This is a genomic window from Mycobacterium sherrisii, from assembly GCF_002102355.1.
In the GTDB taxonomy this organism is placed as follows: domain Bacteria; phylum Actinomycetota; class Actinomycetes; order Mycobacteriales; family Mycobacteriaceae; genus Mycobacterium; species Mycobacterium sherrisii.
In genome coordinates, this window is the sequence record NZ_LQPT01000029.1 from 61688 (window position 1) to 74408 (window position 12721).

Here is a 12721-nt window from a genome sequence, read left to right on the forward strand (position 1 = left end):
ATGGGCATTGAGATTCCGGCCGGCCTGCAGTGGGTCGCATACCTTGCGGGTGAGAAATGGCCGAAGGGCGACGAAACGGCCATGTTCCAAATCAGCGATGACTGGAATGCGTCCTCGCAACAGATGCTCGACGTTGTCCCGAAACTGCAACAGGCTCAAGCGCAAGCGGCGTCTGCAGTAACAGGCCAGACCGCCGGCGGCGTGGCGACGCAGTTTCAAACGTTGCTTTCCGGCGATACGTCTATCCAGAATCTCGCGAGTTCCATGTCCGCGCTGGGCGATCTGGCCAAAAATGGTGGCGCGCAGATCCAGTACACCAAATTACAGATTCTGAGTACGCTGGCTATCGCGGCGGGCGAAATCGCCTATGCTCTGTCCTCAGTCGAGTGGACCTTCGGTGCGTCGCTGGCGTGGATCCCGCCAATCGAAGCGATCACCATAGCGGTGGTGCGCCAGCTGGCGATTCAACTGGTGAAGCGACTTCTCACCGCAGCGGCGGAGACAGTGGCCAAAACCACTCTGCGTCAGGTGCTTAAGGACGCCGCGGTCGGCGCCGCGACGGGAGCCGCGATAGGCGTCGTTCAAGACCTGCTCATCGAGCTGTACCAGGATAAGGAGGGCGTACGCAACGGCATTGACTGGGGGCAAGTCGGCGAGATTGCTCTCGGTGCCGTGGTTGGCGGGGCGGTAGGTGCCGTTGCACACGGTTTGTTGTCGCACGCGATCGGCGATCCGTCCACCATCCTCGGGAAGGCTGCCAAGGGCGGTGTCACGCACTTCGGGGTCGGCGCAATCAGCAACGTCGCCGGCGGGGTCGCCACCGGCGGCGGCTTGAACGCCGAGGACATCTTCGGCGGTGCCGCCGGCGGTGCCGTTTCGGGAGGGATCCACGGTGCAAAGGAGCACTCGGACGACCACGGCGGAAGCGACACGGACAGCGACACCGACACCGACACCGACATCGGATCCGACTTTGGATCCGACACGGACACAGTAATCGGCGACGACGGTGGCGATATCAATTTCAAGTCTCTAGACGATCCCGATTTTGCTGCCCCTCCCATCAACTTCGACAACGGCATCACGACGAGGGGCCTTGGACCGCAAGGTCATTCAGGTCACCAGGTCGGCACCGACAGTGCCACCAACAACGGTGCCGACCGTGCCACCAACGATGACGCCAACAGCAGCCGCGCACAGTCGACCGAGGAGAGCCCCGCGAGGTCGCCGGGACCGTCGAACGACGGCGCACCGCCGGACCCCCGCACGAACGGTACGCCGCCGCCCGAAACGAGCGACGCGTCTCCCGTGCAAGACCGAAATGTGTTGTCAAGCAACGGGTCCGGAAATCAGAACGGCACACGACAGCCAGCCGAAGCGGTGCCTGGGACCGCCAACGGGCAAGGGCGAAGCGGCGGGTCGACCGATGCTGTTCAGCCGAATCCCGGTAACGCGACGAAGCCGTCGTCTTCGCTCACCGATGCCGCCGGCACGCGCCAACAAAACGGCTCCGCACGAGGCTCGGCATCCGCTACCGCGAACACCTCTCGCACATCCGCGCCGTCGTCCGGGGGCGGCGCGGTCGAAGGCGCGGGCGGCGCTCGGCCGTCCGGTTCCGGTAGCCACGGGGGCAGTTCGAGCTCCACCCAAACGGGACAGGGCAGGCCGCAGTCGCCGGGTGCTGCGAGTGCTTCCCGTGGCCCGGTGTCGAATTCGCCGGCGGTTGCGCGGACTGCGACTGGTCCCGCGGTGGACTCCCGTGGGTCCACGGCAGCCCGCGTCGGCACTGACGACGAGTCGGTGAGCATGGGTGGCGGCACCGCGGAAGCCACGGCACCGATCAGATCCAGCGAATCCGATGGGCCCCCGACGTCGCAGCCCGCATTCGACACACCACCGCCTCGCGGCGCCGAGCCGTCTCCTGAACCTATTCCGGCACAAGCAAATCCGGGAATCACGCACAGTGACCAAACGCCGGACAACGTGCTACAGGTCGACGAGGCACCTTCGGCCGGATCCGAACAAGGGGGCGATGTTCAGGACCGGGACGCGCAGCCGTCCGTCGCGGTGTCGATCGACGATCCTCAAGCGCCGGCGCATCGACTCACCGCAATGCCTGCCGCCGAGGAGACCGCGTCTGGTACCGGCGCCCGTGCCGCAATCCCGGAGACGGGGCCCGGGGCCGAACCGATTACGCGGTCGACGGCGCCCCCGCCCGCCAGGCCCGACGTCACCGACGCTCCCAAGGACACGGCGCGCCAGGTGCCGGTGGAACAGCCCAGCCACGCCTCCGCGAGCGGCGCCGCCGGTTCCTCCGAATCGGGCGCGAAAGGCGATGCGGTTGCCCGCAAGGCCGATGACGTCGCTACCCGCTCGGTCAATCCGCGCGACCTGCTGCACGGGTTGCCGCCGCGAGATGGCGGGTCGACCACCCGCTCGCGCCCGGGCAGCGAAGGCGGCGAGCATGCCGCTGCGCACCCGTCCGACGGTGCGCGGTCGACTCCTTTTCCCCACTCGGACAGCTCAATTGAAGAGATCCGAGAATGGATCGGCGACGTCAACCACGATGGCGACGCTGCGGTTGCACCCGAAGGACCACGACTGGCGAACTGTGCCCCCGCGACCATTGCGGTGCATGACCGCTTGTCCGGCATACCCAGCTTTGGGCGCGCCTACGTGGGCGACCTACTCGACGGTGGTCGGCACAACCACGAGCTGACCCGCGATGAGCTCGGAACGGCCACCGGCCTGCCCTTTACCCGTAGTACCCCCGACGACATCGCCGGTCGCCTGATGGCTCAGGGGCGAGGCGCACACACCGTAGTGGCCATCAGATATCGAAAAGGCCAGCAGCACAGTTTCAACGCCTTCTTCGACGGCGAACAGGTACATGCTCTCGATGGACAGCACGGCACCATCACGCCTTGGCCGCCTGGCCTGGACCGCGCCGGTAATCCCGTCGAAGAATGGTTCGTGGGAACGGCGCCTGAGGGTGAGCGGCCCGCCCCTGTGCCTAACGTTGCCGGTCGCGATGATCGGCCGATACATGGTCTCGACGGGGAGTCTGGCGAGCCCGAGGGGTCGCAAAGTTCTGTTGGTGGTCGAGGGTTGCGGCACACCTTGCCCCCGCGGGAAATTGGTGATTCGCCGAGTCCTTCGGAGTTCGATGGTGAGGCGGTTTCGCGGTTCGGGCCCGATTTTGTCAACGAACTCGAGCGTGATCCGTTTGCTGACGAGAATGTAGACCGAGCCGAAGGTCCTCTTCCTCCGATGTCGCCCGAACAGCGCGATATTTGGCAACAGGACCTAGACCGGGACGGCACGGAGCTGAACAGTGCGGCACGCGAGCGGTTGCGCCCGGGTGCGCCGGCGAGCCCGCGGGAGGCATGGGACGCGTTTGCGGCGGCGTTCAATGCCCATGAGACCGCCGATCCTGCAGACCAGGGCGCGCGGGGTCGTGCCCGGGCGTTGTTGGCTGTGGCACAACATGATTTGCGGCGGTTGGGATTGGACCCCGATGCGTTAATGCAGCGTTACCGTGCCCATCTTGACGGGCGGCCGACGGATCCTGACGAGCGGGGTCCGTTGCGTCCGGCCTTGTCGGCTCAGGGTGGGGAATCCGGTGCGGGCCGGACCAGCGGTGATGAGTGGGTGGTGGACGCCGACGGTAATTTCCACTGGGGCCGCTACGGTGCCGCGGGATTGTTGTTGCGGGCTCGACGGCCGGACGGTTCATTGGCGGTGTTATTGCAACAACGCGCGGAGTGGACCGACGAGGGAGGCACCTGGGCGTTGCCGGGTGGTGCCCGTGAGCTTGAGGAGACGGTCGAGCAGGCGGCTCTTCGGGAGACGCGCGAAGAGACCGGATTGCGTGGCGATTTGGTTACCGTGCGTGCACCGGTGGTGACGGCCAGGGCACCCGGCATCGATTGGACGTACACAACGGTGATCGCGGATGCGCCGTATGCGTTGGACACCGCGGCCAATCACGAGAGCACGCAATTGCGCTGGGTCCCGGTGGATGAGGTGGGCGATCTGCCACTGCACCCGGGTTTGGCTGCTAGCTGGGAAGGGTTACGGACCCAGATGGCTGACAACCCGCTGCCCGCGCCGCGGCCTAGTGCTCAACATAATCCCCGCGTCGATCCGCTGGTCGGTGTCGGAATTTACGGGCGTACCGGTTCCACCGTCTTTCGCAGCGACAACGATCTGCTGTTCCGCTATGACACCCGTTCGCCCGACATCATCTTTGAGGATGGTTTCGCAACCCGCGAGCCAATCGTTCGAGATATGTATGAGGCGGTGAATTTCTTATCCACCGCACGCCATCCGAACATCGATATGAGCTTCCTTCGCAACGAAGAAGGTCAGGTATTCCTCTACACCATCGACGCGCCGGGTGGTATCGACGTCAATGCAACCGAAGGCCTTCACCCGGATGCCTATCAGCGAGAGATCGCCTTTCCCGGTGGGATCAGGCGCGAGAACATCGTCGGGGCGCAGGAGGTTTTGCATCGACGTGTCGGGGCCGACGATCCCCCCGGGGATCGGTTCGCCGAATTGCACCCGAATCCGAATTTCGATCCCGATCGACCCAATGACGCGCCCCATGTGCCGCTAGGGACCGTACGAGACGACGACGCCCCGTCCTCACCGGGCAGTGGAAGAAGTCTCGTTTTCCGATCGAACTCGGATGTCGACGAAATGGAATTCGGGCTGGCGGGGGAGGACTCGGACTCGCTGTCAGATCTCGATGGCAATGCATACCCGCCGCCACGAGATGTGCTGGGCTCCTTGCCTTCTGAAACAGCAGAGGGGTCGCGAAGTTCCGCTGGCGATCAACGTCAGCTCCGGCACACCGTGAATCCACGGGACGTGAGCGACTCTCCTGATCCTGCGGATTTCGCTGGTGAGGCGGTTTCGCGGTTCGGGTCTGACCTTTTCAATGAACCCGAGCGTGGCTCAACGTTTGCCCCCGAAGACGATTCGAGTGCGCACGCAGCTCGAACCGAGCCCGCGCGCCAGGCGCCACCGCCGGTCCACGGACCGCAAGCGGAGGGGACGCACCCGTCGGCGCGTTCGCACACCGACATCGACGAGCCGGCCGACGTGGATGAGCGGGGACAGCGCTCAGACGCCGCCTCAATCGCACACTCTGCAGGTCCGTCACGTACGCATACGCCCTCCACCGAGACGAGCGGCCACGGTTCGGACAGGACGGACGACTCCGCGCTAAGCGACGGGGACGGCGAAGAACGATACGAGTCCGATTACTCCGATGACTTCGATTTTTCCGATGAGTTGGGGTCGCAAGGGACCGATGAGCGGTCCGAGTCTGATGGACAGACCGATTCCGGTCCAGACGATCAGTCCGATTCGGCGTCAGAGACCGGGGACGACGACCATCAGGAACAAATCGAGAATCCCACTTATCGCGTGAACGAGGCTGCGCGGGACTGGCTCAGAAGCCTCGATGACGTTGCGTGGACAGATGTATCGGATGGCCGGGCAATCAGACTCGGTGAGGTTGTGCCGCAACGAGATTGGTGGCTGATGTACATCGCCGCGAGTGATCACGGCACCGCGCTGGACGAGCGCCCCGATAATCCCGGCAGGTTGTACGACAGTCAGAATTCCCCTGGTTTTCAGGCGGACATGGAGGATGCGTATCGATCCGTGCTCGACGTGCCCGCGGAGATGGCGCGCCGGATCGACTGGCAGGAATACCAGCGGATGTTCCATATGGTTACTGCGTCGGCCCGCACTGCGGCTGAGGCCGCGGGTCGATCGCACGGATTCCGACTCACGGATTCGGATGGCGGCAACAGCGCAAATTACTATGTCGGGATGCGCGAGATCGCCGACGACGTATGGGATGAGCGGATCGGTGACAGTCCGCTGTTGACGGATACGGACCTCGATGAGATGTCCGACGACGAACTCCACAACATGGTGGTTCACTGGTCGCTGCGCAACGGGAACCCTCTGCTGACAACGGCATACCGCGCAGACCGGGTACCTGACTTGGTGAATCAGGTGTTTGACCGGTACTACCAGGAAGTCGGCGCTGCTCGATCGGAACGTCAAACATTGGGTGCTATCGCACGTGCGGTACGGACACTGCACATGATGCACCCGTTCCACGACGGTAGTGGCCGCCTGAATGTCTATTTCTTGTTGCCGCGATTGTTGCAAGCCAATGGCTTCCGGCCGGTGAATATGCCGTCGATGACCCATCTGTTCTCCGGTGGCTTCTCCGTGGGTGAAATTGCGACGGCATTGCGTTGGGGCCAATCGGACGAAGCAGCGGCGCTGCTTGGATTACCCGAACCTGAGGCGCCGGAGGAGCGGGTTGCGTCCGACGATGCGCACGATTCATCAGAGGATGTCTTGCATGGGCTTCCTCAGGAAGACCCCGATCCGACGGACGCACCGCCCGTCGGCGCCCCGCTGCCAGCGCGGGCGCACGGCGACGTGGATCCGCAGCGGACAGCCGCATCGGCCAGCGAGACGAAAGCCGTCGTGCCCGAGGGTGATACGTCTAAGACCGCTGAGCCAAAAATTGATGAGGCGAAGGCGGACCCACCGACGGCCGACGAGGCGAAGGCCGACGAGGCGAAGGTTGTTGAGCCGGAGGCTGAGTCGCCGAAGGTTGACGAGGCGAAGGTTGTTGAGCCGGAGGCCGGTCCGTCCAGGGTTGATGAGCCGAAGGCAGACCCCGTAACGCTCGAAGAACCCGACGAACCCGATCCGGACCCGCAACTGCCGGCCCGGATCGGCGACAGTCTGACCCTCGGCGGAATCGACGTGATCGAGGAATTCAGCTCTGACGACGCAGGGCTGAAACACATCGAGGGCGTGGTACGGGATCTGGGCGGCGACGAAGTATGGGCAGGGAATCGCGAGCAGCTCACCGCGCTGTTCTCCGATGACGGCGTTAAGCCCAAGGCCGCAGGGATGTTGCGCGGTGGTCAAACAGTCAGCCGGGTCGTCAATCTCCCCGGTGGCCGCCGCCTAACGATCACCCTCGAGCTAGACGGTGCATCCGAGCAATCCACGTTGCGTTATAAGGAGGATGTAGGGACCTACGAGTTCGAGCACACGTCCGACTCCACCAACACCGTCGGCGGGTTCGCTGAATGGCGAGACCAGCTTTACGCTGTCGTCCAGGGGAACATCGCGAACTCGAAGGTGAGTGAGACCGCCGCCGCGACAGGGGCACGGGTACACGACTCAGCTCTGACCAATCAACGTGCGGACCGCCAGATCAGCGGTGGCCAAACCGCCGAGCCAGGCACTCGGTTCCACGGAAAGATTAGAGGAGTCATCACTTATCGGCTTACCTCGCCCGCCGAGGTACGCACCCACGACGTCTCGTACCGGACGAAGGTCGTTGTCCCCACCCGCGACGTGCTCGATCGCATCGATGAGCATGCTGACGAGGCTCGTGACACCGTTGGTCCGCTATCCGGGGAAGCCAGCAACGTCAAGCCGGAGTCCAGCGGCCCGCCACGGGTGCATGAGACCCACGCACTGAACGGCTCCGACGTCGTCACCAATTTCTGGTTGTTACCCGACGACGACGTCAACACTGCGCGGCGCGACACGTCGCGAAATGCCTCGCCGGACACGGCGAATCAGCATCCGGCCCAGCCGGGCGAACATGAGCAGCGAACCCCAAATCCACAACCGCAGACCATTCCCGAGTTCGTCACCAGCGAACCGATGCGCACCGCCTTCACGAAGGCGTACGGCGATCGTGGGGCTCGTCTGGCCATGAATGAGACCAGTAGTTGGCTCACGGTCGAGCTCGTGCAGGCCAATTTGCATCCCATGACCAACAAACAGCCATTGGTCCTCCACTTCGCTGACATCCCCGGCGCGCGGCTAGAGGTGCACGCCTTCATCGAGCCGCTCGGCACCCCGTCGAAAACACATCCGCCGGCCGTTGACACCAACCACGAAGGCCCGCGGCCGATGATGCGCGCGACCGGCAAGACCAAGGAGACCGAATTTCACTTCGGCACCGAAACCGACACCTCGCAGGTGCGCCAAGATGTGGTGACCTGGTCGGCGCAGCTGCCAACGCTGGGCAGACTTCGTGGGCAAGGCGGTAGCGATGTCGGCCAAGTCAGCGGCGGTGCTGATGGTACTTTCACCCGGGGCCAGGGGCAGAACGAGACCGCTAGCCGCCAGTTGCGTGTACGGAGCACGCTGAAAAATCCAGCGCCCGGACAAGCGTGGCATGGCCAGGTTCGGTTGCGGTTCGAGATGCACGCGCCCGACACGGTCTCACCAAGTCGACTTGACGGGCCATTCGAGGGTGCGGTGCACGAAACCCGTGGCCGGTTTGACGTGTTGATGGAGCAGGCCGAGACCGACCCGATCACGGATTACCGGGGCAAGGAGGTGTGGGCGCCGCCGAAGCGTATTTGGGGTGAGCCCCCAGCCGACCGGAACTCAATCTCCAAATCACCGCGACGTCTTCTCGGCGCCGGAGGCCGCCAAAACGCCAGGAGCGCGCTGACTGGTAATCGGCCTGCGCCGCAACATATTCCGCGTGGTGGTCGCGATACGGACACGGCGCCTCTGCGGGGCCTGGGCAGCATGGACCGGGTCACCAATCTGGACTTGAGCGGCTTCCACGGAATGCTCGATTCAATGGGACGTCGGGCGCACGGTAACACCGGTTGGAACAACATTCGTTCAGACGTGACGTCGTGGTATCACCTCAACCGAGTTCGCGCCTCGCTGGAGCCGATGTCGCAGCACAGCCCGCTGAGCCGCCCCGGACATGGCACGAAGGGCGCCGACTCTTTCACCGCAGACTTCGAGCAGCTCACCTTTCGCCGCGTGATCAACACACTGTCCAGTCCCAGTGCCGAGCTCACCGAGGGACTGGCGGAAACGACCGATCGCAACAAGCAGATTTCCACGCAAGGTGCCCTCGGCGGACGCGGTGGGGATTTCGACGACGGCGCAGTTCTGGGTGAGGCAATCTTCGGCACCAACCGAACCTCTCGGGACGGCGACAGGGTGCGCAACCAGGAACGCGTCGCCGTAGCAACCAAATTCACGCAACCAATGGCCATCTTCGACGGTTGGGTGCGCCTGGACGGCACAATGGCCGGGCCGAAAGCCACCGTCCACGAGTCGGGTCTGTTCCCCGTCGAGATCGCGATCCCGCTCACCGAGCTGCAGGGCTCGCGCACGCACGACGCGTCGCTGCCCCCCTCTTTCACGCGGTCTGTTCCCACCGGCTTCATCGATGAACCACGCCCCAAGCCTCCTCGGGATGTGCCGTCGGGCAATCCGGCAGAGTCGAGACGGGGCGAGAACGTCAGTTTTGCTGCCGACCCAGATAGCCGGAACAACCCCGATGCGTATCCGCTGACCAATGATCCGGCCAGTGGCGCGCCATCCCGCCAACAGTCCGCCGACAGTACGACGCCATTGATTCCGCATCGCCGGGCGACCGTCGATAGCACGGAAGGAGCCTGGGCCAGTTGGATGCCGCCGGCCTTGCGCCGCTCAGGGACCGTCGAAAGCGTGCTCAGCGGTGAAGGGACGGTCGACACCGGCCCTGAGCGGCGCAGCACCGTGGACAGTTCGACGCCGCTCCTGGGACAGCGCAGGGACACTTCTGACAGCAACCAGCAGCGTCAGGATTCCGTCGATGCACCGCCGGTTGACCCGGGGGACACGTTGCCCCCAGATACTGCTCCCAGCACGGTGCCTCCGCCCGCGCCTCACCCCGTGCGGCAACTGGACTGGACAGCGCCGCCCGTCAAGGACGCGCCGCGGCCACCTGCACATGCTTTCCAGGAGGGCTGGCATCCCTCCGACATGTTGGTCGGTATCGATCCCAGCAGTGCCTTGTTGGAGGCCATCCGTCAGGATCTCACTCCTGCCCTTGGCAATTCGGCCGACGAGGCGATGGCCGGTGTGTCGGATGCCTTCGGCCCCAACGTTCTTCTTGCCCGGCTGACCCACGAATCCGGGCAGGAGTGGAGTCACGACATCACGATGCTCGGCGGCAAGCTCACCGTCAAGGTGCGGCCGGTTCGCGGCACCCACCCCAACGACGTCACGTATGTGGGCAGCGCCAAGAAATTCGAAACTGATCTGTCCACCGAGTCGCAGGGCTCGACTGGGCACATTTACGGCGAGGCCGTGCGCCAGGTTGCCGGCGGCCGGATCCAAATCCCGGTGCCGCACGGCTCGGTGAGCGCTCAGCTCACCCGCACCAGGACGTTAGCCCCCCGAGCAGACCTCGATCACGCCGACCGGGGTCTGGGCCACCTCGGCAATGTCGACTTCCCGAACTTCACCGCCGAGACCGACCACCGGGTTCCGGTGCGAGTCCGGACAACTGAGGAACATAACCTGTTCCGGCAGCCCATCCGCTTCGAGATCCGCTACGAACAGCACGGCCTGGCCAAGCGATTGACTGGCGTTCCCGAAGCGCCACAACCAGTTCGGCTCACTGGGACCTTCTCCTACCCGAAGAATTCGCCGACTGCGATCGATATCAGGTCGACGGACGGCGAAGGCCGCGGTAACAGCAACAGGTCCGTGGCCGTGTCCAGAGGGTTGAGGGTCGATCAAACCGTCGTAAAGATCCGGCCACTCATCGAGCGGCCGTCCAGCGCTCACACCGACGCACCGGTCGGCGTCAGGCAAGGGCGTACTGCCGGAGAGGATTTGGTCGCTGCACACATCCTCGACTCGATGACCACTGAGGGAACTGTGGTCTTTGGCGACAAATGGCCAGCGGTGCGAGCTGAACTCGCCGGGCATCTCAAGACCATGGCCGTCCAACGCGGGCTGGGAGATTACAGCCGCGGCGGCCACCGGGTTATTGAACTGAAGTCGGTGCGGGGTGGCAAGGCCGTGCTCGGCGCTCGACTCGACAGCATGAACGTCGCAGATTCCGAAGCCGCCACCGAGTTCTACAGCGGAGGCCAGAAGTCGCTAGGTGCGGGCGTTTCCGACGTCAAGTCGGATAGCTGGCAGGGCTATGTCCAATTCCAGGGAGACATGCTGCCCGGAGTCGATGTGGTGAACGTGTCGGCGCAGGCGCGCCTGACCGGTGGGATCGGCACCGAGGCAGTACATGCGCGCACAGAAAACCTGGTTACCGGCAACCTCTTTCGCAAAAAGGTTCCCACGCTGACCCATGTTGGGACGGCGACCATAGATGCCACGCTGAGCCGGCCGGGCCGACGATTGCAGTTCGGCGGCGACTCCATCAGTCGCACCGCGACGGCCAAGGTCGAGTTCACCACTCGCGAGTCGCCGACCGACCGTCAGGAGCACGAGGTATATGCGCCCCGCGCGGGAATCGTCCACAACGACGAGGCGCACGGCCAGGCGAACGATCCCGGTAACCGCGCGGCTCAGGCCGCGGACCATGACGATGTCGACTTGCCCCCGCGCGGACTGAGCCGCGACACCATCATCCGCAAGCTAACCAATGGCGCCGAGTTCCGCGAAGAACTACTCAAACACACTAAGTCACTCAGCATTACACGACTCGATCGACGCGTGCATTCCTACCTCACCGACACGCATCTGGCGAGCAGACTCGGGGCGATGACCCGAGTGAAAGACGGCGAGGGAGTAGAACTGCTCCGACACGCCGGAGTGCGCATCACCGGTCGGGCTAATGTGCGAGAGCTCAACTTCGTGAAAATTGAACACAAGGGAGGGAACGCGTATGTGGTCAATGACGTCACGCGGGCCCTGTTACGCCAGCCCATCAAGACCCGCGAAGGGGGCGCGCGGGTGCTGTTCGGCCCGCATTGGCGCCACCCCTCCTCACAGGGCAGTGTGCTGGGCGGTGTCGGCGCGACGGGCCGTCGGCGCACTGCAAGCATTTTCAACCAGACGGCGCGGGTTTCAGCCAACGCCAAATTCCCCCGCTCGTACGCGGTTTTCGAAGGTTCCACCAGCGTCTCCCTGACCGTGCACTACATGGGCAGAAGCCGCGAGCTGCCACCGATAGACCTCCACGGGCCGATCCTGATCCCCGAATCTGAAACCCACCCCGTCATTCCGGATGACCTGCAGCAGCTTGAGTCGGACCCTGGGCATGAAACGGCCGTCTCGGAGCCCACACCAGCTGTCGGACCGCAAGATTCGCAACACCCGGTCACAACGTCGTCGTCTGGCGTTGCGCCGGAGGAGCGGCCCGCCCGCGATCTCATCCAAAAAACCGAGGAGCCACCGACTAACCTCCCGGAATCTGACCCGGCCAGCGCGCCGCGGAAGCCGGGAGCGGACGACGAACTCGTGTCCCCGGTCGCTGAGCCCACCGACGTGCAACCTCGCGACGACGAAGGCGGGGACACGCCGCAGCGATTGATCGACTCGGCCGTCACCGAGGCGGAGAGGCGGTCGGCCAACGATGGTGTTGTCTCGGACGGTCCACGGACGGCCTCGTCAGACGGCCCGTCGCCGACCGGTGTTGGCGCACACGAGCATCGGGCCCAACCGGGTTCTCGGGTGCAGCCAACGGGTGACAGGTCGGCGGAGCCATTCCCCGCCACACGCGAGAACGACGACCCGGCCCCGCCGTTGCATTCGCAGTCCCAGCTCGACACAGCAGCCGAAAACGCCTCTGCTAGCGCAGATGTCGAACGCGAGCGAGGGGAGGTGGGGCGTGCGCTGGGTTCGGGTGGTGTGTCTGAGGGTCGTGGGGGTGTGGTTTCGCATGGTG

The 12721-nt window shown here is 64.4% G+C and carries 1 protein-coding gene; it reads left to right on the forward strand.

Features of this window, described 5'->3' with window-relative positions; translation table 11 throughout:
* A partial coding sequence (locus AWC25_RS06090) for a scabin-related ADP-ribosyltransferase (protein ID WP_085166486.1) occupies positions 1 to 12721 on the forward strand: 12721 nt, incomplete at its 3' end.